Source organism: Streptomyces lincolnensis (genome assembly GCF_021173675.1).
GTDB lineage: Bacteria > Actinomycetota > Actinomycetes > Streptomycetales > Streptomycetaceae > Streptomyces > Streptomyces lincolnensis_B.
Genome location: NZ_JAIHON010000008.1, coordinates 149251 through 171812 on the forward strand (window position 1 = coordinate 149251; position 22562 = coordinate 171812).

Annotated in this window: 19 protein-coding genes and 1 pseudogene; 15 read left to right on the top strand and 5 right to left on the bottom strand. The window is 71.0% G+C overall.

What is annotated here, in order from left to right; translation table 11 throughout:
• Nucleotides 1-20: 20 nt before the first annotated feature.
• Nucleotides 21-983: a nuclear transport factor 2 family protein gene (locus tag K4B79_RS24450; protein WP_232029038.1), complete on the top strand. Its 963-nt coding sequence runs from the start codon at nucleotides 21-23 to the stop codon at nucleotides 981-983.
• 18 nt (nucleotides 984-1001) lie between these two features.
• Here K4B79_RS24450 and K4B79_RS24455 read toward each other — a convergent pair whose 3' ends face one another.
• On the bottom strand, nucleotides 1002-1589 hold the full coding sequence (locus tag K4B79_RS24455; RefSeq protein WP_232029039.1) for a Uma2 family endonuclease: 588 nt from the start codon (nucleotides 1587-1589) through the stop codon (nucleotides 1002-1004).
• Between the two features lie 90 nt (nucleotides 1590-1679).
• Between K4B79_RS24455 and K4B79_RS24460 the strand changes: the two genes are divergently transcribed.
• A complete protein-coding gene (locus K4B79_RS24460) occupies nucleotides 1680-2435 on the top strand; it encodes an aminoglycoside adenylyltransferase family protein (RefSeq protein WP_232029040.1) in 756 nt (251 codons plus the stop codon).
• Here K4B79_RS24460 and K4B79_RS24465 read toward each other — a convergent pair.
• On the bottom strand, nucleotides 2423-3097 hold the full coding sequence (locus K4B79_RS24465; protein ID WP_232029041.1) for an SGNH/GDSL hydrolase family protein: 675 nt from the start codon (nucleotides 3095-3097) through the stop codon (nucleotides 2423-2425). The two genes, K4B79_RS24460 and K4B79_RS24465, sit on opposite strands and share 13 nt — an antisense overlap.
• A 540-nt stretch (nucleotides 3098-3637) precedes the next feature.
• Here K4B79_RS24465 and K4B79_RS24470 point away from each other — a divergent pair.
• Nucleotides 3638-4606 carry a WD40 repeat domain-containing protein gene (locus tag K4B79_RS24470; protein WP_232029042.1) on the top strand — a complete coding sequence of 323 codons (969 nt, stop codon included), beginning with the start codon at nucleotides 3638-3640 and terminating at the stop codon, nucleotides 4604-4606.
• Between the two features lie 22 nt (nucleotides 4607-4628).
• Here the strand turns inward: K4B79_RS24470 and K4B79_RS24475 are convergent, their stop codons facing one another.
• Together K4B79_RS24475 and K4B79_RS24480 are read right to left on the bottom strand one after the other, a co-directional pair.
• Nucleotides 4629-5423, bottom strand: coding sequence for a TetR/AcrR family transcriptional regulator (locus K4B79_RS24475; protein WP_232029043.1), 795 nt, complete (start codon nucleotides 5421-5423; stop codon nucleotides 4629-4631).
• A 233-nt stretch (nucleotides 5424-5656) separates the two neighbouring features.
• Nucleotides 5657-8059 (bottom strand): GDSL-type esterase/lipase family protein, encoded by a 2403-nt coding sequence (locus K4B79_RS24480; protein ID WP_232029044.1) that lies wholly within the window; start codon nucleotides 8057-8059, stop codon nucleotides 5657-5659.
• A gap of 195 nt (nucleotides 8060-8254) precedes the next feature.
• Here K4B79_RS24480 and K4B79_RS24485 point away from each other — a divergent pair, with 195 nt between their 5' ends.
• From K4B79_RS24485 to K4B79_RS24510, 5 genes and pseudogenes are all read left to right on the top strand, one after another.
• Nucleotides 8255-9226 (top strand): ATP-binding cassette domain-containing protein, encoded by a 972-nt coding sequence (locus tag K4B79_RS24485; RefSeq protein ID WP_232029045.1) that lies wholly within the window; start codon nucleotides 8255-8257, stop codon nucleotides 9224-9226.
• On the top strand, nucleotides 9223-10044 hold the full coding sequence (locus K4B79_RS24490; protein ID WP_232029046.1) for an ABC transporter permease: 822 nt from the start codon (nucleotides 9223-9225) through the stop codon (nucleotides 10042-10044). Before K4B79_RS24485 ends, K4B79_RS24490 begins: the two co-directional genes overlap by 4 nt.
• 147 nt (nucleotides 10045-10191) lie before the next feature.
• Nucleotides 10192-11718, top strand: a complete 1527-nt coding sequence (locus tag K4B79_RS24495) for a cellulase family glycosylhydrolase (protein WP_232029047.1) — start codon at nucleotides 10192-10194, stop codon at nucleotides 11716-11718.
• 535 nt (nucleotides 11719-12253) lie between these two features.
• Nucleotides 12254-12451: pseudogene (locus K4B79_RS24505) on the top strand (SAM-dependent methyltransferase); the annotation flags it as partial.
• A gap of 215 nt (nucleotides 12452-12666) precedes the next feature.
• On the top strand, nucleotides 12667-13653 hold the full coding sequence (locus tag K4B79_RS24510; protein ID WP_232029048.1) for a hypothetical protein: 987 nt from the start codon (nucleotides 12667-12669) through the stop codon (nucleotides 13651-13653).
• Nucleotides 13654-13722: 69 nt separating this feature from the next.
• On the opposite strand, the gene serC is transcribed toward K4B79_RS24510, so the two are convergent.
• Nucleotides 13723-14841 (bottom strand): phosphoserine transaminase, encoded by a 1119-nt coding sequence (gene serC / locus K4B79_RS24515; RefSeq protein ID WP_232029049.1) that lies wholly within the window; start codon nucleotides 14839-14841, stop codon nucleotides 13723-13725.
• Nucleotides 14842-14962: 121 nt separating this feature from the next.
• Here serC and K4B79_RS24520 point away from each other — a divergent pair, with 121 nt between their 5' ends.
• The 7 genes from K4B79_RS24520 to K4B79_RS24550 all read left to right on the top strand — a co-directional run bounded on the left by K4B79_RS24520 (nucleotide 14963) and on the right by K4B79_RS24550 (nucleotide 22560).
• On the top strand, nucleotides 14963-17881 hold the full coding sequence (locus K4B79_RS24520; protein ID WP_232029050.1) for an FAD-binding and (Fe-S)-binding domain-containing protein: 2919 nt from the start codon (nucleotides 14963-14965) through the stop codon (nucleotides 17879-17881).
• Nucleotides 17859-18638, top strand: a complete 780-nt coding sequence (locus K4B79_RS24525; RefSeq protein WP_232029051.1) for a metallophosphoesterase family protein — start codon at nucleotides 17859-17861, stop codon at nucleotides 18636-18638. The genes K4B79_RS24520 and K4B79_RS24525 overlap by 23 nt, the downstream gene beginning before the upstream one ends.
• 149 nt (nucleotides 18639-18787) lie before the next feature.
• A complete protein-coding gene (locus tag K4B79_RS24530) occupies nucleotides 18788-19723 on the top strand; it encodes an EamA family transporter (protein ID WP_232029052.1) in 936 nt (311 codons plus the stop codon).
• Between the two features lie 186 nt (nucleotides 19724-19909).
• Nucleotides 19910-20461 (top strand): SAV_915 family protein, encoded by a 552-nt coding sequence (locus K4B79_RS24535; protein ID WP_232029053.1) that lies wholly within the window; start codon nucleotides 19910-19912, stop codon nucleotides 20459-20461.
• Nucleotides 20461-20760, top strand: coding sequence for a DUF6317 family protein (locus K4B79_RS24540; RefSeq protein ID WP_232029054.1), 300 nt, complete (start codon nucleotides 20461-20463; stop codon nucleotides 20758-20760). Before K4B79_RS24535 ends, K4B79_RS24540 begins: the two co-directional genes overlap by 1 nt.
• Nucleotides 20761-20765: 5 nt before the next feature.
• Entirely contained in the window at nucleotides 20766-22040 is a 1275-nt protein-coding gene (locus K4B79_RS24545; RefSeq protein ID WP_232029055.1) for a WXG100 family type VII secretion target, read from the top strand.
• Nucleotides 22018-22560 (top strand): hypothetical protein, encoded by a 543-nt coding sequence (locus tag K4B79_RS24550; protein ID WP_232029056.1) that lies wholly within the window; start codon nucleotides 22018-22020, stop codon nucleotides 22558-22560. The genes K4B79_RS24545 and K4B79_RS24550 overlap by 23 nt, the downstream gene beginning before the upstream one ends.
• The last annotated feature ends 2 nt before the right edge of the window (nucleotides 22561-22562 follow it).

Genomic DNA, 22562 nt, shown 5'->3' on the forward strand with positions numbered 1-22562 from the left:
TCATGAGAGGGAACTTCCTCGTGACCCCCACCACGTCTGCCCGCCGGGCCTTCGTCGCCCTCGCCGCCTCCGCCGCCCTGCTGGGTGCCGCCGCGCTGCCCGCCGTGGCGGTTCCGGCCGCACCGGGCTCCCACGTCGGCTCCGGCTCTGGCTCCGGCTCCGGTTTTGGCTTCGGCTTTGGTGACTCCGCTCGCCTCGCCTACCAGAAGGACGTCACCGTCCGCGTCCTCAAGGGTGTCTTCGAGCGCGGGGACACCGAAGTCGTCGACCGGTACGTCCGCCCCGACTACATTCAGCACAACCCGCTCGCGCCCGACGGCGCCGAGACCCTGAAGAACCTCGGTAAGGCCATCCACGCGCAGTTCCCGGACGCGAAGTACGACGTCAAGCGGGTCATCTCCGAGGGCGATCTCGTGCTCGTCCACTCCAACGTGGTGATGGCGCCGGGCACGAAGGGGCAGGCCGTCTTCGACATCTTCCGCTTCCAGGGCGGGAAGATCGCCGAGCACTGGGACGTGGGCCAGAGCGTGCCCGACACCACCGCCAACGGCAACGACATGTTCTCGACGGTGAGTTGGCCGCGGACCGGGCAGCCGGGGCCGGGGTGGCTCACCGCGTACAACAAGAAGCTGGTCACCAAGGCCTTCGACCAGCTGATCGTGAAGAAGGACCTGTCCGCCCTCGACCGGTACTGGGGGCCCGAGTACCACCAGCACAACCCGAACATCGCCGACGGGGTGGCGGGCGCGAAGGCCGGTCTGGGCGGCTACTTCAAGCAGTTCCCGCAGTTGACGGTCTCCCCGAAGCGGATCATCGCCGAGGGCGACCTCGTGGCCGTCCACAGCCACTACGTGAACGCGCCGGGGGAGCGGGGGCAGGCGATCGTGGATCTGTTCCGGGTGCGCGGCGGGAAGATCGTGGAGCACTGGGACGTCATCCAGGACGTGCCGGCGACTTCGGCGAACGACAACACGATGTTCTAGGCGGTTCCGGGGAGCGGCTCAGTCCCGGGGGAAGTCGTCGGTCTTGAGGGTGAGGCCGACGACGCTGCCGGTGAGGTCGACGTCAAGGCCGAAGTCGAGTTTCGTATCGGTGGCGTAGTCACCATCCTTGGGGTGGGTGAAGAGGCGGCAGCGGCCTTGGTAGGGATCGACGATGAGGTAGACGGGAATTTCGGCGCGTGCGTAGGCGGTCTTCTTCGGCCCGTAGTCGTTGACCGCGGTGCGCTTGGAGATGACCTCGGCCACGAAGACGACGTCCTGGTATCGCCACAGGCCCCTCTCGTTTTTCTCGGCGTCCTTGGCGAGCAGGGTCACGTCGGTCGCGAAGCCGTTGAGGTGGCCGGGGTAGTCGATGCGTACGTCGGACTTCACGCGCTGGCGGGGGTACTTCTCCCGCAATTGGTCGTAGACGGCTGCGATGATCTCCCAGTGGGTGTCCCGCTGAGGCGTCATGAAGATGTTCCCCCCGACGATCTCGACCTTGGTTCCCTCGGGGACGGGCATCTTCTCGAGCCACTCGAACATGACGTCCAGAGTCAGCTCGCCGCTCTCGTCGGCCATCTTGATCCTGTCTTCAAGGACGGTCATCGTGGCGCTCCTCCCCGGCACGCCCTTACGCAAGGACGGCCGCGCAGTACAACGATACGCACGGTGACCAAGACACGGAGGTGAGGACATATGCCAGAGCCCGACGCGCGCTCCCTCCTCCCCCTCCTCCACCGGGCCCTCCGCGACAATCCCCTCGGCGTCTACCTCCACGGCTCGGCGGTGCTCGGGGGGCTTCGGCCGTACAGTGACGTCGATGTGCTGGTCGTCGTGCGCCGGAGTCTGGGCGGGGACGAACGCCGGGCGCTGCTGGGCGAGTTGATGAGGGTGTCCGGCGTTGCGAACGGGGCCCGGCCCGTGGAGCTGATCGTCGTCGTACAGGGCGACGTGCGGCCGTGGCGGTACCCGCCCACCTGCGACTTCCTGTACGGGGAGTGGCTGCGGGCGGGGTACGAGAGCGGGGTCGTGCCGGGGCGGGAGGTGATGCCGGATCTGGCGCCGCTCCTGACGATGGTGCTGCGGGGTGACGCGCCGCTCGAAGGCCCGCCGCCCGCCGCGCTCCTCGACCCCGTGCCGCACGAGGACCTGCGGCGGGCGATCGTCGCCGGGGTGCCGGAGCTGATGGCGGAGGTGGAGACGGACACGCGCAACGTGCTGCTCACGCTTGCCCGGGTGTGGGTGACCCTCGCCACCGGGACCATCCGGTCCAAGGACGAGGCGGCGGCGTGGGTGGTCGAGCGGTTGCCGTCGGAGCACCGGCCGGTGCTGGAGCGGGCCCGTGCGGTCTATCTGGGGGAGCGGGAGGAGGGGTGGGACGACCTGCGGTCCTCGGTGCGGCCGTGCGCCGAGCACCTCGTCGCCGCCATCGGGGCCGCTCAGCCCTGGTAGGGCTCGCCCAGGGCCCACCCCTGGTGCATCGCGTCCGCGAAGGCCGCCGCGATCTTGTGCTCGCCGCTCGTGTTGGGGTGCGTGCCGTCGTAGGTGTCGGCGTGGATGTCGTACGACGGGGGGATCGAGGCCAGCAGCAGGGGGGAGCGGGGCTCGTCCAGGTCCGCCGCTGTCTTCGCCAGCAGCTCGTTGAAGAGGGCGACCTGGGCGGCGAAGGCGGGGTCCGACTCGGCGCGGACGTTCGGGATGACCGGCAGGAGGACCATCCGGACGCGGGGGTCGGCCGCGCGTGCCTCCGCGACGAAGCGGCCGACGTTCTCCGCGGTCTGCTCGGCGTTCGTGTAGAACCCCAGGTCGATCAGGCCGAGCGACACGAGGAGCACGTCCGCCCGGTGCGTCCGTACCGCCTCGCCGATCAGCGGGGCCATGTGCAGCCAGCCCTCGCCCCAGCCGGCCAGGTGGGCGCGGGGGAAGTCGGGGTCGGCGTACTCGTACGAGGTGGGGGACTCGGTCGCCTTGTCGTGCAGCGCCTCACGCGGGCCGACGAGAGCGAAGGGGCCGCCGTAGGTGTCCCGCAGGTGCTGCCACATCCGGTAACGCCATGTGTGTTCGCCTGCGCTCCCGATCGTCATGGAATCACCGACGGGCATGAACCTGAGCATCCGCTCATCATGAACGATCACGGGACGGGACGGCGTGTGAGCCCGACCACGCGCAGTCCGCCATCCTCGGGCTCGTTGTGGGGTGCCTGCGGCGCGCTGTGCGGCTCCGGTGGGGGCGGATGTAGCGCCTACGGGTGTGTGGTGGGTCGGGGCCGGGTCGGGGGGTCTCCGTCCTCGGTCCGGCGGAACTGTTCTGCCTAGAGGTCCTGCGTGTCGGACGCCGGCCGCTGCGGGCGGACACCCCCCGCCCCGTCCCCTCACCGCCGTGGGCGGCCACGACGCCAAAGGCCGACGGTGCTTCACGTCCCAGAGCGACTGCAGCTCCCCTAGGGGCGCGGGGAACTGCGCGACCAGCCACAACGCACCCTGCACCCGCCCTACGACCGCACGAGGCACCCACCTCAGGGGCGCGGGGAACTGCGCGACCAGCCACAACGCACCCGCACCCGCCCCACGACCGCACCCGGCCCCCCCATAGGCGCACGGCACCCACTCCCACCCACCCGCCGAACCCCCGGAGGGAATGGCAGGCTTGGGGGCATGCGTCGCCTCCTTGTGTTTCTAGCCGCGGGTGTCCTCACCGGTGTTCTCGCCATGCCCGCGGCCGCCGCCGACGGGGACGAGGGGTTCACGATCAAGGACCCGCGGATCACCGAGTCGAGCGGACTGGCGGCCTCGCGGCAGCACCCCGGCATCTACTGGACCCACAACGACCAGGACACCGGCGCCTATCTGTACGCCGTCGACAGCGGCACGGGGGAGACCGTCGCGCGGATCACCCTGACCGGCGTCGGCACCCCGCGGGACGTGGAGGCCGTGGCGATGGGCCCGGACAACCAGCTCTACGTCGGTGACATCGGCGACAACGACGGTGTGACCTGGCCCTACGTGTGGATCTACAAGCTCCCCGAGCCGAAGGGGCTCAAGGACCAGAGCGTGCGGGCCACGCAGTACGTCGTGAAGTACTCGGACGGTCCCCGCGACGCCGAGTCGCTCGCCGTCCACCCCAAGACCGGGCGCGTCTACATCATCGACAAGCAGGAGGACGGCGGGCATCTCTACGAGGGGCCCGCGAAGCTCTCCTCGTCCGGCACGAACGTCTACAAGCCGGTCGCCGCCGTCGACCTGTGGGCCACCGACGCCGCGTTCTCGCCCGACGGCCGACAGCTCGCCGTACGGGGGTACTTCGGCGGCATCTGGTACGACTGGAACGGCGGGGACCTCAAGCGTGGGGGCCGGATCAGCGTGCCGATCGGGCAGGGTGAGTCGATCAGTTACTCCCCCGACGGCAGCAAGATCCTGCTCGGTATGGAGGGGGCCGACAGCGAGGTGGAGGCGCAGGACGCGCCCGGGGACGGCGGGTCCAAGTCCCCTTCCGGGAGCGGTGCTTCGGCGGAGTCCTCCGGTGACGGATCCTCCGGTTCCGGCGGCACCGTCAAGGTTGGCGCGCTCGCCGTGGCCGCCCTCGCCGTCCTCTTCTTCGGCCGCCGCCTGTTCCGCCGCAAGTGATGCCCGCAGGGGCGGCTCGGTCCTACGGTCGGCCCGGCGCCGCCCCGCCCGCAGCCTTCCCGCGCCGCGCCACGAACGCCTCCAGCCCGTCCAGGATCCGCTGGAGCCCGAACTCGAAGTGGTCGAAGTCGGGGCCGAAGGAGTCCTCGGAGAGCGAGGCCATCATCGGGTAGCGGCCGGAGGCGAGGATCTTCTCCAGCACCGGCGTCTGTGCCTCCCAGAACTCCTTGTCCGTCAGCCCCGTGAGCCGCTCCGCCTCCTGCACGTACAGATGGGTGCGGGCCACGCCGACGACGTAGCCGTCGACCATGATGATCGCCGAGATCAGCTCGGGATCGGTCAGGCCCATCGGCCTGATCAGGCTGAGCACCTTCTCCATGCCGTCCATCGCGCTCGGGCCGAGGATCGGGCGGGTCTGGTTGACCTGGAGCAGCCAGGGGTGGCGCCGGTAGAGGGCGAGTGTCTCGCGGCCCATGGCCTCCAGCGCCGCCCGCCAGCCGCCGTCGCCGAGGTCGGCCGGGTTCTCGGAGGGCCGCTGGACGCGGTCCAGCATCAGGTCGAGCAGTTCGCCCTTGCCCGGGACGTACCGGTACAGCGACATCGTGCCGGTGCCCAGCTCGGTGGCCACCCGGCGCATCGACACCGCCTCCAGCCCCTCGGTGTCCGCGACCCGGACGGCCGCTTCCACGATACGGTCCACCGTCAGACCCGGTTTGGGACCCCGGCTGGGCCGCCGACCGGTGTCCCACAGCAGGTGGAGCGTCCGCACGATGTCGCCGCTGCCACTGGTCTCCGTACCGCCCTTGCCGCTCGCCATGGCGTCCAGCTTAAATCCCCGGGGAAGAACTGAGTACGGTGTACGCGCGAGCGGTGGCTCAGTCTCCTCGGGTGCCCCGCTGGGCGGTGGTCGATGAAGACCGGGCACGAGCTCGCCGCCGAACACGGCTCACGGGCCGCCCGACCGGCCGTGGCCCGACCGCCCTCGGGCCCGTCCTGCGGGACGGCCCCCGGCCTCACCGTTTCCGCCGGGGGCCAGGGGCCGTCATCGGGTCAGGTGTTGCCTCCCCGGTTGAGCCACGCGCGGACCGAGCCGCCGTCGTAGACCACGACGTAGTCGGCCTTTCCGTCTCCGCTGATGTCCCGGAACGCGGCCTTGTCCCCGGGGTAGCCCGTCGCCCTCACGAAGTCGAGCCGCTCGGTGAAGCGGCGTCCGTCGGCGTCGGTGTCCTTCAGGCCGTTGTTGAGGTAGGCGTGCACGGAACCGTCGGCGCCCACCATCAGGTAGTCGGCCCTGCGGTCCCCGTCGACGTCGGCGAGGCGCAGCTTGTCGCGGGAGCCGTAGGAGACCCCGGGAGCCCAGTTCAGGTGCTCCTCCCAGGAGTACCAGTCGTCCTCCGTCGGCAGATTGACGTAGGCGTGGACGGCCCCGCCGTCGCCGACCCGCAGGTAGTCGTCGCGGCCGTCACCGTTGACGTCGGCGAAGCGGACGGCCTCGCGGGGGACGCCGATGACACCCACCTCGACCGATACGGCCGTTCCCCACGCGACCTGGCCGTCACTCACGCCCTTGTTCTCGTGGTAGACCACCCATCCGTCGGTGGAGTCGCCGCGCGGACGGCGGACGCGGACGATGTCGTCGCGCCCGTCCCCGTTGAGGTCGGCGAAGTGGATGCCGTCGACCTCGAACTCGGTGACGTCGAAGCCGGAGGCCACGTCCACCCAGTGCGGCTTCCCGGGCTCGTCCTGGGTGTTGAGGGCGATGCGCAGCGGGCCCTCGTCGGGGACGCGCACATAGTCGGCGCGCCGGTCGCCGTTGAAGTCGGCGAGGTCGGTGCGGCCCTCGGGGGCGGCCATGCCGGGGGCGACGATCCCCAGAGCGCGCCAGCCGGGACCGGCCTTGGACTCGGACTCGGCGGGGCACTCCTGTCCGTTGCCGGGGACGGGGTCCTTGATCCAGCCGAGGTAATGGGCTCGCCAGATCGCGTTGCCGAACACCTCGGCCATCTTGCGGTACCCGGCGTCGTTGGGATGCGCGCCGTCGACCTCGGTCACGGGCACCATGTCCATGGGCGCCAGCAGAACGTGCTCGCCCCGATCCTGCCGTTCCTTCACCAGAGCGGGGAGCGCGGCGTTGAAGGCGTCGATCCGGGGCTGCATGCCCGGCTTGGAGGCCGGGATGACACCGGCGAGGATGACGACGGTCTCCGGCGCGTCCTCGAGGATCTGGTCGATCAGGGCGCCGGCCCGGCGGGGCGCGTCGGGCAGGTCCCACTGCTGGTTCATGTCGTTCAGACCGACGTGCAGTGTCACGACGTTGGGGCGGTATGCGGGAATGGTGCAGTCCAGCCGCTGTGCGATCTCGTCGATCCGTTCACCCGAGACACCGTCGTGGTCGGGATCGGGCACGCTGCCCGATCGCTGGTCGCCCACGAAGTCCCTCCGGTACCGCGTGCCCTCGACGACGATGTACGGAGGCGGCGCGCCGTGGCTCTGCACCTTGCCCCACATGTCCTCGAAGAGCTGGAGCCGGTAGCCGCTCCCCTCGGTGCTGTTGACCCCCTGGGTGGTCGAATCGCCCGCGGTGTCCAGCAGGAGGTCCTCGGGGAACGGCGGCTGATCGACCTCGCCACGGGCCCGTATCCCGCCGACCTGCACCGGGTAGTGGTCCGAACCGGCGCCGTCGAGCCGGTACACCGGGTAGTCGTCGCCGACGTAGCGCGAGCCGATCGCGTAGTCCAGCTCGTGCCCGCTCTGGTGGGTCGCCTCCCCGCTGGGGTACAGCGTGGCCTGGGCGGCCGGGGAATTCGCCAGGCGTCCCACGAGCGGGCCCGGTTCGACGTTGAGGTCACCCCCGAGCGTCCAGGCGTAGGTCCGTCCCGCTGTCGCGGACCACGAGGCGACTTCCCTCGCGATCGCGTTGACCATGTCCGCGGAGTCGATGCCGCCACCGGACAGGCCGTGGAAGCTGAAGTACCAGTCGTCCCCGAACCGCACGCCCAGTGCCGTACGGCCGCGGTTGCGGGGGTTGGCCACCACCTGGACCTCGTCCGGCTCCTCGTGGGTCGCGATCGCGGTGTTGACCCGGCCGCCCACGGCGGTTCCGCCGTTGCTGTCGGTCTGGAGGAAGTAGATGTGGGCCGGGGTCGCGCCCGTCCTCGCGCTGGCGTAGTCCCAGCGGGTGTGGGTGACGGTCTCGTTCCCGCGGGTCAGGAACTCGACCGGGTCGACTCCCGGCCGGTCGGAGTGGGGCGGCGGCGTGGGCCCCACCTCCTGGAGCATCATCAGCGACACCTGGGACAACAGACGCCCGACGGTCTGCGTCCACTTCGCGCCACGGCTGGAACCCTGCATGTTCCACGTGATGAAGGGTGTCTGCTCCATCTGCGCAGCGTGCACGGGGGCGGGCGCGGGTTCGGCGATCACCAGCACCGTCGCGGCGGTCACCGTGGCCATCAGCCACGTCCATAAGCGTGTGATCGCTCTGGGCGATCCGGTCATGTCTTCTCCTGCTGCCTGGTCCTGTGCGGATATGAGCAGCCCATCAGATCACTCCCTCCCGAAGATCCCCGAAATAAAACTGGGTACAACGTACGCGCAATCGGGTACGGTGTACTCAGTTATCGCCCGCCTGTCGACTTGGGGGAAGCAATGAGTGACGGATACGCCGTACGGGCCGAGGGGATCGAGAAGCGCTACGGCGAGAAGCGCGCCCTCGACGGTTTCGACCTCGCCGTCCGCGAGGGCACCGTGCACGGCCTGCTCGGGCCGAACGGCGCCGGCAAGACCACCGCCGTACGCATCCTGTCCACGCTGATCCGGCTCGACGGCGGCCGGGCGACCGTCGCCGGCCTGGACGTGGCCCGGCAGCCGCGCGAGGTGCGCGCCCGGATCGGCCTCACGGGGCAGTACGCGGCGGTGGACGAGGTGCTCACCGGCCGGCAGAACCTGGAGATGTTCGGGCGGCTCTTCCATCTGGGCGGCAGGCGGGCCAGGGTGAGGGCCACCGAGCTGCTGGAGCAGTTCGATCTGACCGACGCCGCCGAGAAGGGCGTGGGCAAGTACAGCGGCGGTATGCGGCGCCGCCTCGACCTCGCCGCCTCGATGATCCTCGCGCCCGCCGTCCTCTTCCTCGACGAGCCGACCACGGGTCTCGACCCCCGTAGCCGTGGTGAAGTCTGGGATTCCGTACGGGCGTTGGTGGCCGGCGGCACGACCGTCCTGCTGACCACCCAGTATCTGGAGGAGGCCGACAAGCTGGCCTCGCACATCACCGTCATCGACCAGGGCCGGGCCATCGCCGACGACACCCCGGACGGGCTGAAGACCCTGGTCGGCGGCGACCGTATCGAGGTCGTGGTCGCCGATCCCGCCGACATCCCCCGCGCGGTGAAGGTCGTCGCCCGGGTCTCGGACGGCGAACCCGAGTCCGACGAGACCGAGTCGCGGGTGCACGCCCCGGTCACCGACCGGGTGTCGGCGCTGACCGAGGTGGCGCGGACCCTCCAGGACGAGGGCGTGAAGGTCGAGGACATCGGGCTGCGCAGGCCGAGCCTCGACGACGTCTTCCTGCGCCTGACCGGACACCGCACGGAACAGACCGGCAAGGAGGCCGCCGCATGACCGCCGTCGACCTGAGTGCACCGAGCGAACACGGGCGTGTTTATTGGGTGCTCGCCGATGTATGGAACATCGTTCGTCGCGGACTGACCCACTATCAGCGCCAACCCGTCAACATCGCCTGGCAGTTGGGCTTCCCGATCCTCTCCGTCCTGCTCTACGGCTATGTCTTCGGCAGTGCGATGAAGGTGCCCGGAGGTGGGGACTACAAGGACTTCCTGATGCCGGGCATGTTCGTGATGACCATGGCGTTCGGCTTCATCAACACCGCCACGCTCGTCGTCTACGACTCCACCAAGGGCGTGATCGACCGGTTCCGCTCCATGCCGATGGCCGCGTCCGCGGTGGTCGCCGGACGGGGGATCACCGATCTGCTCGCCGCCTGCGCGGAGTTGGCGATCATGATGCTGACGGCGGTCGCGATGGGGTGGCGCCCGGACGGCGGACTCGGTTTCCTCGCCGCGTTCGGGCTGCTTCTGTGGCTCCGCTTCGCGCTGATCTGGATCGGCGTGTGGCTGGGGCTGATGGTCCCCAACCCGGAGGCGGCGGGCGGGCTGTTCGCGGTCGCGTTCCCGCTCACCATGATCTCCAGCATCTTCGTCGCCCCCCAGCTGATGCCCGACTGGCTCGGCACGGTGGCCGCCTGGAACCCGATCTCCTCCACGGCCGCGGCCAGCCGCGAGCTCTTCGGTACGCCGGTCGGCGGCGGCGACTCCTGGGTCGAGCAGCATGCCCTGCTGATGGCCGGGGTGTGGCCGGTGGTGCTGACGCTGATCTTTCTGCCGCTGGCGGTGCGGAGGTTCCAGAAGCTGAGCCGGTAGTGCCTCGCAGGCAGTCAATTGCGCCTTGTGTACCGGGTGACGTTCGGTGTCTTGACGTGTTCATGTGATCTGGCTTCCATGGGGGGTGTGGGTGGTGGGAGCGCTCCCATCCGTTCCGGGCCCGCACCCCCGAGAGGAAGCAGCGACATGTTCCGCAGCTTGCGAAGAGCGCTGTGCGCGGTGGCGGCCGCGTTCCTGATACCGCTGGGGGCCGGTGCGCAGACGGCCCGTGCCGCTTCCGCGGCCGACGCCGGTGCCGGCTACTGGCACACCAGCGGCCGCCAGATCCTGGACGCGGCCGGACAGCCCGTCCGGATCGCCGGGATCAACTGGTTCGGCTTCGAGACCAGCAACAACGTCACCCACGGACTGTGGGCCCGCGACTACAAGTCCATGATCGACCAGATGAAGTCGCTGGGCTACAACACCATCCGCATGCCCTTCAGCGACGACATCCTCAAGAGCGGCGCGATGCCCAACAGCATCGACTTCTCCGCCGGCAAGAACGCCGACCTCCAGGGCCTGAACTCCCTCCAGGTCCTGGACCGGATCGTCGCGTACGCCGGTCAGGCCGGACTGAAGATCGTCCTCGACCGGCACCGCCCGGACGCCGCCGGCCAGTCGGCGCTCTGGTACACGGCGGCGGTTCCCGAGTCGACCTGGATCGCCAACCTCAAGGCCCTGGCGACCCGGTACAAGGGCAACCCCACGGTCGTCGGCATCGACCTGCACAACGAGCCGCACGATCCGGCCTGTTGGGGCTGCGGGGACACGGCCAGGGACTGGCGGCTGGCCGCGCAGCGGGCCGGCAACGCGGTCCTGTCCGTCAACCCCGATCTGCTGATCATGGTCGAGGGCGTGCAGACGTACAACGGCGTCTCCGGCTGGTGGGGCGGCAACCTCATGGGTGTCGCGGACCATCCGGTGCAGCTGGACGTGCCGAACCGGCTCGTCTACTCCGCCCACGACTACGCCACGTCCGTCGCCCAGCAGAGCTGGTTCAGCGATCCGTCCTTCCCCGCCAACATGCCGGGGATCTGGGACAGGTACTGGGGTTACATCTTCAAGCAGAACATCGCGCCCGTCTGGGTCGGGGAGTTCGGTACGACGCTCCAGTCGCCGGTGGACCAGAAGTGGCTGGCGGCGCTGGTGGAGTATCTGCGGCCGACCTCGACGTACGGCTCCGACTCCTTCCACTGGACCTTCTGGTCCTGGAACCCCAACTCCGGTGACACGGGCGGGATCCTGAAGGACGACTGGCAGTCCGTGGACACCGTGAAGGACGGGTACCTGGCGAGCGTCAAGGCGCCGGGTTTCCCGGCCGGGGGCGGGTCCGGTGGTCCCGGCGGTCCCGGTGACCCGGGTGGGGGTACGGCCGTCTGCACCGCCGCGTACTCCGTCAGCAGCGACTGGGGCGGCGGCTTCAACGCCGAGGTGAAGGTGACCAATTCCGGCACGACCGCGCTCAAGTCCTGGAAGGTGACGTGGACCTGGCCCGGCGGCCAGAAGGTCACGTCGATGTGGAACGCGACGCACACCCAGAGCGGCGCGACCGTCACGGCGACGAACGCCACGCACAACGGGGCGGTCCCGGCGGGCGGTTCGGCGAGCTTCGGGTTCGGGGGCGCGCCGGGTGGCGGGGGTGTGCCGAGTGTGAGCTGTACGGCGACGTGATCGTGGTGTGACGGGGGTGCTCGGTGCTTGCTGCCCGGCGTGGCCCGAGTGCCTCCGGATCGGCAACCACGGCATCTCCGTGAGCGGCGACGCCTGCCTGGACAAGTACCTGGCGGCCCACCTGGCCGACGGCACGGCCCCCACGGCACCGGCGTCGCCGACGCCACCTGCCAGAAGTCCCCGGACCCCGAGCCAGCCCCGACGACCACGTCGAAGCTCACGACGACCGTGAGCACCCTGGTGGGAGCACTCGGCCTGTGCGGCTGAGGCATCGACAACGAGGGAGGGGTGCCCCGGTGTCTTCCGGGCGCCCCTCTTCTGCGTGGAGCTTTCAAGGCCGGAGCACGTACGGCCGGACCATGTCGTCGGTGGTTTCCCAGCGGGATCCGCGCGGGTGTCGGTGTGAGGGTGCGTGCCAGCACTCCTCTTCTTCGAGGAGAGGCAGGCGGTGCCCGGCCGCGCGGGAGCGCCTGGCCCAGCGGCGCCAACGGGCGTCGTGGGGGTTCGGGAGTCTCCATGCGTAGGGGTCCGGCGCCCGCCGCAGGGCATGTACAAGGGCGGCTTCGCCGGCAAGGCGATGTACACCTACCGGTACAGCTACCGGCCGGCCGTCTGGGAACGGCTTTTGACGCGGGTCGGTTTCGCCTCGGCCGAGGCGCGGGTGCTCGACGCTCCGGAGGCCGGACACATCGGCACGCTGATCGTGCGGGCGGAAGCGCCGTCGGCCGGATGAACGAGGGGCAGCCCTTTTCATCCGGCCGTGGCGTCGGCTACGCGCGGTCTCCTGCGGTTCCGGTGCGGCCCCCGGTGCGTGAGTGTGACTCTGACCTGGGCGTGAGGCAACCGGCACAGGGTGAATGGCATAGGCCAGTGGCATGTTCACCCGTAAGACTGATCATGTGGCTGTACGGCCAGGGGTGATGTGTTCGGCCGACTACGTTCCGTCGCATGGTCAGTTCACCGCATGAGGCGATGCACCGAATCTTCCGGGAGGATCCGGGGCTGCTCGCCCGGGTCCTGCCGCGGGCGGGCATCTCCTTCCCCGAGTACCACTCGATCGAGCCGCTGGACACTGATCTCACCGAGATCAGGCCGTTGGAGCGGCGGGTGGACAGCCTCTTCAGGGTTCATGTGGCCGACGACGAAGGCGGCTTCCTGCTCGCCGTCGAGGCACAGGGCAAGCCGGACCCGGACAAGCGCAACAGTTGGACGTACTACTTGGCGCACATACACGCCAAGTACCGGTTGCCCGCGGTCCTCGTGGTGCTGTGCAGGGACAAGTCGACCGCGGCCTGGGCGGCGGAACCGATTCGTATCGGCCGCCGCTTCCACACCAGCATGGTCGTCTTCCCTCTTGTCCTCGGGCCCGGGAATGTCCCCGTGAACACGGATCCGGACGAGGTGGCGCAGGACGTGCCGCTCGGTGTGTTCTCGGCGCTTGCGCACGCCAAGGATCCGGGTCTGCCTGCGATACTGGAATCGCTGGCGGCAGTGATGGCGGATCAGGAGGCCGAGGCCAGGGCGAACGCCGGGACTGACGCGGATGGGGACGGGGTCTCTGATCCCGTGGACTGGGCGGAACTCGTCGAGATCGGTCTGGGCGACGGCCCGGGTCGTGACTACTGGAGGCACCTGATGGCCAGCTACAGGCCGAAATTTCCTGGCAGCGGCACGATCGTCGAAGAGTCGTGGCTCAAGGGCCGGGCCGAGGGACGTGAGGAAGGTCGCGAGGAGGGTCGCGAGGAGGGGCGCGAGGAAGGCGAGGCCAAAGGCAGGGCCGAGGACATCCTTCGCATTCTTCGTGCCCGCGGTGTCGAGGTCTCCGACTCCGTCCGGGCTCGGGTCATCGCCTGTACCGACCTTGAGGTGTTGGGGCTCTGGCTCGACCGGTCTTTGAGCGTGGCCACCGCGGAGGAGCTGTTCGCCGGGGAGTAGTCGCCTACGACGACGAAGGGCGCCCCGTGAAGCTTCGCAGGGCGCCCTTCGCCGTCGTACGGGAAGCCGCTACAGCTTCTCGATGACGTAGTCGACGCACTTGGTCAGTGCCTCGACGTCCGCCGGGGCGATCGCCGGGAACATGGCGACGCGGAGCTGGTTGCGGCCGAGCTTGCGGTAGGGCTCGGTGTCGACGATGCCGTTGGCGCGCAGGGCCTTGGCGACGGCGGCGGCGTCGATCTCGTCGGAGAAGTCGATGGTGCCGATGACCTGGGAGCGCTTGGCCGGGTCGGTGACGAAGGGGGTCGCGTGCTTGGACTCCTCCGCCCAGCTGTAGAGGCGGGTCGAGGAGTCCTTGGTGCGGGCCGTGGACCAGGCGAGGCCGCCCTGGCCGTTGATCCACTCCAGCTGCTCGTTCAGGAGGAAGAGCGTGGCGAGGGCCGGGGTGTTGTACGTCTGGTTCTTGCGGGAGTTGTCGATCGCCGTGGGGAGCGAGAAGAACTCCGGGACGTGGCGGCCGGAGGCGTGGATCCGCTCGGCGCGCTCGATCGCCGCCGGGGAGAAGACGCCGATCCACAGGCCGCCGTCGGAGGCGAAGGACTTCTGCGGGGCGAAGTAGTAGACGTCCGTCTCGGAGATGTCGACCGGGAGGCCGCCGGCGCCGGAGGTCGCGTCGACCAGGACCAGGGAGCCGGCGTCGGCGTCCTGCACCCGCTTGATCGGGGCCGCGACGCCCGTGGACGTCTCGTTGTGGGTGAAGGCGTACACGTCGACGCCCGCCTCCGCCTGCGGCTCCGGGTGCGTGCCCGGGTCGGAGGAGATGACGGTGGGCTCGGCGAGCCAGGGGGCGAGCTTGGACGCCTTGGCGAACTTGGAGGAGAACTCGCCGAAGCTGAGGTGCTGCGACTTGTTCTCGATCAGGCCGTGGGTCGCGACGTCCCAGAAGGCGGTGGAACCGCCGTTGCCGAGGATCACCTCGTAGCCCTCGGGGAGCTGGAACAGTTCGCTGATGCCCTCGCGCACCTTGCCGACCAGGTTCTTGACCGGGGCCTGGCGGTGGGAGGTGCCGAGGAGGGAGGTACCGGTCGCGGCGAGGGCGTCGAGCGCCTCCACCCGCACCTTGGAGGGGCCCGCACCGAAGCGTCCGTCGGCGGGCTTGATGTCAGCGGGAATCTGGATGTCGGCCACGGGGCGAGCGTAGCCGGTGGGGGAAACCTGGTCGAAACGTAGTCCGTCGGATGAGACGCGCGCTGCGAGAGGAACGCCGGAGGGGGTGAACACGGCCGCCACGTGCTGATTGGCTGGGGTCATGACGGATCTTGAGGTCGGGCTGCGCAACGCCGTCCGTGGTGACGTCCGTTTCGACGTCACCTCGCGGGCGCTGGTCACCATGGACGCCTCCAACTACCGGCGCGTCCCCCTGGGCGTCGTCGCTCCCAGGGACGCGGACGACGTCGCGGCCGTGCTGGAGGTGTGCCGGGCGCAGGGAGTGCCGGTGGTGCCGCGCGGGGGCGGGACGTCCATCGCGGGGCAGGCCACGGGGACGGGGGTGGTGCTGGACTTCACGCGGTACATGAACCGGCTCCTCTCCCTCGACCCCGCGTCCCGCACGGCCGTCGTACAGCCGGGCCTGGTACTCGACCGCCTCCAGGACGCCGCCGCCCCGCACGGCCTGCGCTTCGGGCCGGATCCGTCCACGCACAGCCGCTGCACGCTCGGCGGGATGATCGGCAACAACTCGTGCGGGTCGCACTCGGTGGCGTGGGGGACGACGGCGGACAGTGTGCGGGAGCTGGACGTGGTCACCGCGCGGGGCGAGCGGTTGCGGCTGGGGCAGGACTGGCGCGGGGCGCCCTCGGGACTGCGGGACCTCACCGGCGGCGAGCTGGAACGGCTGCGCACCGGCTTCCCCGAGCTGCCGCGCCGGATCTCCGGGTACGCCCTGGACGCGCTGCTCCCCGAGAAGGGTGCCGATGTCGCCCGCGCCTTCTGCGGGAGCGAGGGCACCTGGGGGGTGCTCACCGAGGCGGTCGTGGCGCTGGTCGAGGCCCCGCGCGCGCGTGCGCTGGCCGTGCTCGGGTATCCGGACGAGGGCGGGGCCGCCGAGGCCGCCGCCGGGCTGCTGCCGCACCGCCCTCTCACGGTGGAGGGCATGGCGGTGGACCTGGTGCCCTCGACGGCCGGTCTGCCGCGGGGCGGGGCCTGGCTGTTCGTGGAGACGGGCGGGGAGTCGGAGGACGAGGCACGCGCGCGTGCGGAGGCGATCGTGCGGGCGGCGGACGTCCTCGACGCGCTGGTCGTGACCGACCCGGCCGGGCAGCGCGCGCTGTGGCGGATCCGCGAGGACGCCAGCGGTACGGCGACCCGCATGCCCGACGGCTCCGAGGCCTGGCCCGGCTGGGAGGACTGCGCGGTGCCGCCCGCGCGACTCGGGGCCTACCTGCGGGACTTCCGCTCCCTGCTCGGCGCGCACGGGCTGCGCGGGACGCCGTACGGACATTTCGGGGACGGCTGCATCCACGTACGGATCGACTTCGATCTGTTGACGGAGGCGGGCGTGGGACGCTTCCGGCGCTTCTCGGAGGAGCTGGCCGATCTGGTCGTCGCGCACGGCGGGTCGCTGTCCGGGGAGCACGGGGACGGGCAGGCCCGGGCCGAGCTGCTGCCCCGGATGTACGGGGCGGACATGGTGCGGCTGTTCGAGCGGGCGAAGGGTGTCTGGGACCCGGACGACCTCCTCAATCCCGGCATGCTCGTGCGCCCCGCCCCCCTCGACACGAACCTGCGCTTCTCCGTCCTGCCCCGCGAGCTCGTCGACGTCGCCTTCGGCTATCCGTCCGACGGCGGTGACTTCTCGGCCGCGGTACGGCGCTGCGTCGGCGTCGCCAAGTGCCGTACGACGTCCGTGTCCGGGCCCGCCGCCATGTGCCCGTCCTTCCGGGCCACCGGGGAGGAGGAGCACTCCACGCGCGGGCGTGCCCGGCTGCTGCACGAGATGCTGGCGGGGGATGCGGGAGGCGTGGTGACCGACGGCTGGCGGTCGACCGAGGTCCGGGACGCGCTCGACCTGTGCCTGTCCTGCAAGGGGTGCCGGTCCGACTGCCCGGTCGGGGTCGACATGGCCACGTACAAGGCGGAGTTCCTGCACCACCACTACGAGGGCCGCCGGCGCCCGGCCGCCCACTACAGCATGGGATGGCTGCCGGTGTGGCTGCGCGCGGTCACCCGGATGCGCCTGGCCCGGATCGTCAACGCCCTCGCCGCCGTAGGGCCGTTGGCCGCGGTGGCCAAGCGGTTCGGCGGGATCGCGCCCGAGCGGCGGATCCCCCGGGTGGCGACGGAGACGTTCAGCCGGTGGTGGGGGAGGCGGCCCAAGGACCGCGGCCGCCGCGGCCGTGACACGGGGGAGCTCGTCATCCTGTGGCCCGACACCTTCACCGAGCACCTGTCGCCGTCCGTGGGGCGGGCGGCCGTACGGGTGCTGGAGGCGGCGGGACTGCGGGTGGCGCTGCCGCCCACCCTGCGGATGAAGGTGCGCCCGGTGGGCGACGGCACGTCCAAGGCCGCGGTCTCCCTGCTCAGCACGCGCCGCAGCCGCGTCTGCTGCGGTCTGACGTACGTCTCCACCGGCCAGCTGGACCGCGCCCGTACGGCCCTCCTGCGCACGCTGGACCTCATGGCACCGGTGCTGGAGACGGACGCCCCGGTCGTCGTCCTGGAGCCCAGCTGCGCGGCGGCACTCCGGACCGACCTGCCGGAACTCCTCCACGACGACCCCCGCGCCGCCCGCCTCGCCGCGAAGGTGCTGACCTTCGCGGAGGCCCTGGAACGCCTCGCCCCCGACTGGACCCCGCCCGCCCTCGACCGCCCGGTCACCGGCCAGACCCACTGCCACCAGCACGCGGTCCTGGGCGATGCCGCCGACCGCCGACTGCGTCAAGCCGCTCTGCTGTCAGGCGAGTTGAGCGGCGGCTGCTGCGGCCTCGCCGGTAACTTCGGCTTCGAGAAAGGGCACTTCGAGGTGTCGTCCGCCTGCGCCGAGGACCAGCTGCTGCCCGCGGTGCGCCGGGCGCCCGAGGAGGCCGTGGTCCTGGCCGACGGGTACTCCTGCCGGACTCAGCTGGAACAGCTGGCGGGGGTGCGGGGGCGGCACCTGGCGGAGGTGCTGGCGGAAGCGCTGGAGGAAGACGGGAGTGGGGACGGCAGTGGGGACGGCAGTGGGGGGTGATCTCGGGCGGGTCGCCGTCCTCTCCGACATCCACGGCGTGCTCCCCGCACTGGAGGCCGTGCTCGCGGAGCCGGAGGTGGCCGCCGCCGAGCGGATCGTCCTCACCGGCGACATCACGGCCGGACCCCAACCGGCCGAGGTGATCGACCTGTTGAGGGCCCAGGGCGACCGCGTGCTGTGGGTGTCGGGCAACGCGGACCGCGAACTCGTCGAGTACCGCAGGGGAGTCCGGGACGACATCCCCGACCCGATCGGCCCCTACGCCTCCGGGCAACTCACCGACGACCAGGTCGAGTTCCTCGCCCGGCTCCCCGCCGGCCTGACCCTCACCGTCCGCGGCCTCGGCGAGGTCCTCTTCTGCCACGCCACACCCCGCGACGACGAGGAGGTCGTCCTGGTCGACTCCCGCCTCGACCGCTGGGCGGAGGTGCTCGCACCGCTCCCCGAAACCGTCCGCACGGTCGTCTGCGGCCACACCCACATGCCCTACGTCCGTCTCGCCCACGGCCGCCTGGTGATCAACCCCGGCAGCGTCGGCATGCCGTACGGCCGTCCGGGCGCCCACTGGTGCCTGCTGGGACCCGGGGCCGATCTCCGGGTCACGTCGTACGACATCGGGGCGGCCGTCGCCCGGCTCACCGCGGAGTGCGCGTACCCGGGGATCGCGGAGTGGGCCGACTACTACCTCAACGCGCGGGCTACGGATGCCGAGGCGCTGGGAGCGTTCGGGCCGCGGGACGGGCGTTCGCGGGGATGAGGGCGACTTCAGGGGCGGGGGTCCCTGGGCGCCTGAGCCGTCGAGGTCAGCCACAAAACGGGTTCACACACCTGTCGAAGTCCATTACCGTGGACTGAGAAGTACGCCGTGATGAACTTGCCTGCCCCGAGCCGATCCCTGGAAGCCCCGTGACGACACCCAGCGCCGACGCCGCCCCTTCGTCGATCCCGGTCTCCTCCCCGCCCGGGGGTGCGTCGCCCCGCCGGGGTGCCCTCGGTCCGGTGGGGCTGGTGCTCGCGGCCGGTGTGTCCGTGCAGTTCGGTGCGGCGCTCGCGGTGTCGCTGATGCCGAGGGCGGGCGCGCTCGGCGTGGTCACGCTGCGCCTGGCGGCCGCCGCGGTCGTCCTGCTGCTGATCTGCCGCCCCCGGCTGCGCGGCCACTCGCGCGCCGACTGGGGCACGCTCACCCTCTTCGGCCTCACCATGGCCGCGATGAACGGCCTCTTCTACCAGGCCGTCGACCGCATCCCGCTCGGGCCCGCCGTCACCCTGGAGGTGCTCGGACCCCTCGCGCTCTCCGTCCTGGCGTCCCGCCGCGCGATCAACCTCCTGTGGGCGGGCCTCGCCCTCGGCGGTGTCTTCCTCCTCGGCGGCGGAGGCTTCGGCAACCTCGATCCGGTGGGCGCGGCGTTCGCCCTGGGCGCGGGCGCCATGTGGGCGGCGTACATCGTCTTCAGCGCGCGCACGGGCCGCCGTTTCCCGCAGGCCGACGGGCTCGCGCTGGCCATGGGGATCGCGGCGGTGGCGTTCCTGCCGCTGGGCATCGCCGAGTCCGGCACGAAGCTCCTCGACCCGACCACGCTGCTGCTCGGCTCGGCCGTCGCGCTGATGTCCTCCGTCCTGCCCTACACCTTCGAACTCCTCGCCCTGCGCCGCCTGCCCGCCTCCACCTTCGCGATCCTCATGAGCCTGGAACCGGCCCTCGCCGCCACCGCCGGCTTCCTCATCCTGAACCAGGCCCTGACCGCCCTGGAGTCCCTCGCCATCGCCCTCGTCATCGCGGCGAGCATCGGTGCGCTGCGGACGCAGGTGGGGCGGGGGAGGGCGGCGTTGCCGGAGGGGTGACGGTGGGCGGGATCACGGCGCTCGTGGTCATCGGGCGGTCAAGGACTGGCCAGACCGTGGCCAAAGCGGCGTATGGGTTCCGCATGCCCTGTCCTCATCGCACCGGTATCCAACGATCTGGCCCTTTGTGTGCTGGCTAAGTTGGTGCCGCCACATCGGGTGGGACGACGGGGAGAGGACACAGCGGTGGGTACACCGATACGTTCGCGCCTTCTCGACTACATCGATCACATAGATCCGGGACCGGGGCAGGGGTCGAGGCCAGGGCCGGGGCACGACGATCCGGAGCCCCGCCGGTCACGTCTCCTCGACTACGTCGACCAGGGCGACCCGGTGGAGACGGCGCCGCCGAGCCCCCGCCCGGGCATCCCCGCCTACCACACCCCCGTCTTCGTCCCGGCCCATCCGCGCTACGTCGAGACGAGCGACGACAGGGACGGCGACACGAGCAACGACACGAACGGCGACACCGCCGGCACCCCCACCCGCGTCCCCTTCATCGCGTACGAACTCTTCGCGCACCCCACCGACGGCACCGTGGCCCTCGCCTTCACCACCCTGGCCGGGCTGGTGGCCGCGCTCGGCGAGGCCCAGCCCTGGGTGGCCACCTCGCTCGGCCCGCTGGCCGAGGGTGTGGGCGCACTCGGCGTCACGGTCCGGCTGGACCCGAGGCTCGCACCCGGACCGCCCAACTGGCGCCCCGCCGACCTGGCCGCATACGCGCGCGAGGTGGCGTGATGGCCGACCTCAAGGCCGTCCAGAGCGACCTCACCGCGATGGCGAAGACCTTCCACGACGAGGCCATCACCTACCGCGGCCTGCGCACCGCCGTCGCCCCGCCCGTGGCCGACGGCGGCGACCCCGGCCTCGACCACGCCCTGCACGAGGTCGCCCAGCTCATCGTCGGCCTGCACACCGGTCTGGCCGACCGCCTCGACGACCACGGCGACAAGGTGGCCCACGCCCGCGACTCCTTCCAGCGGCACGACATCGACGTACACGGGCTGTTCGAGGACCTGATGGCGGGGGAGGGCTGAGGACCGTGGGTGACAGCTGGGTCGGCGGGGACATCGGCGGACTGCGCACGATGGCCGAGACGTACAGGGCCGCCAAGGAGAAACTGGAGAGCGTGGTCACGCCCCTCGGCCGCGCGGTCGAGAACCTGGCGGCCGACACACATTGGCAGGGCGAGGCCGCCGAGACCTTCCGCGCCAAGTGGAGCGAGGACCTCATGGCGGCGGGCGGCTTCGCGACCCTCGTGCACAGCGCGGGCGACGTCGTCTCCGACCTCGTCGACGCCCTGACCACCTGCGAGACGGCCCTCCAGAACGCCGAGCACACGGCCACCCGGCAGGGCGTCACCACCGGCCCCAAGGGGGTCCCGCTGCCGGTCGTCACGCCGGCCCCGCCCAGCGCCGACGACCAGAGGACCGCCGCCGCGCTGACCGAGTACGACACCGTCCGCCGCCAGATCCTGCACACAGCCCAGCAGGCCCGGCTGGTGGCTGCGGACAAGCTGCGCGGGCTGTACGCGCAGGTCACGGCACCGGTCTCGACCGGCGACAAGGTCACCCTCGCGGACGCGTTGCGCGGTCTGTACGCCTACGACGCCGAGGACGCCCGCGCCGGGGGCCGCGAGGCCCGCGCCGCGCTCGACAGCGCCAAGGCGGAGGAGCAGGCCGCGAAGAAGGAGCTCCGGGCCGAGCGCAAGGCGTACCAGAAAGCGGGGCGCGGGCTCCCCAAGGACCTTCCCGCCAAGGGCGCCTACGCCGACGCCGTCATGCGCGTCGACTCCCTGGAGGAGGCCATCGCCCGCGCCGACCACGGCAGTACGGCGCTCCCGTACGACCGGGCCCTGAACGTGAAGCTGGCGGACGCGGCGGACGCGCTGCGGTTGGGCAAGGGCGTCGCGGAACTGCCGGAGTTTCTCAAGGAGATCCCGGTCCTGGACGTCGCCGCGGCAGCCGCCTGCGGTCTGGTGGAGGCGAAGGACGATCACGACAAGGGCTGGTCCTGGCAGAAGTCGGTCGTCGTCGACGGGGGTGCCGCCCTCGGAGGTGTCGCCGTCGGCGCGGCGGTGACGGCGGCGCTGCCCGTGGAGGGCGCGGTGGCGGTGGCCGGCGTCGGGGTCGCGGCCGCAGTCACCGCGACCGAGGTCCTCGACCACTCCCTTCACGAGCACTGGAGCGAGGACATTCATGACCACGGCGTGGTCGGAGGAGTGCTGACAGGCGCGGGCCACGTCCTGTCGGAGACCGGGGAGGACGACGTACGAATGGCGAAGGACATCTGGCATGGCGTCACGAGCATTTTCTGAGGTTCCCGCTCCGGGAGCCCCCGCCGGCATCCCGACGCTGCCGAAACTGGGCACCACCTGGTACCGGCGGGGCGCGCTCTACTGGCTTTGCCGTGCCCGCACGACCGCCTTCCTGGTCCTCGTGATGGCCATGGCCTGCTTCGTGTCGCTGAGCCTCTACCAGGGGTTCCGTGGGGAGATGCCGCCCGCGGTCCGTACCGTGTGTGACGTGGTCCAGGTGGCCGGGTCCTGCGTGGCGGTGGTCTGGGGATGGATCAAGCAGCGTCGCGGTCACCGGGCGGCACTCCTCGACCCGCCCACCCCCGAACAGACCTGGGTGGCGAAGCGCACCCACAACGCCCGCTCCGGCAGGGCCGCCGGCGCGCAGGCCGGCGGACGCCTCCTCCTCGCGCTCGCGGCACCCGTCATGCCCGCGCTCGCCGCTTACCTGGTCGGCTGGCTGGCCGCCTGGCTGACCGTCCGCGAGTACCCCAGCGAGGTCGGCGCCCGCCGGTGGCTGGCACAGCGGACTGCCGCCTGATT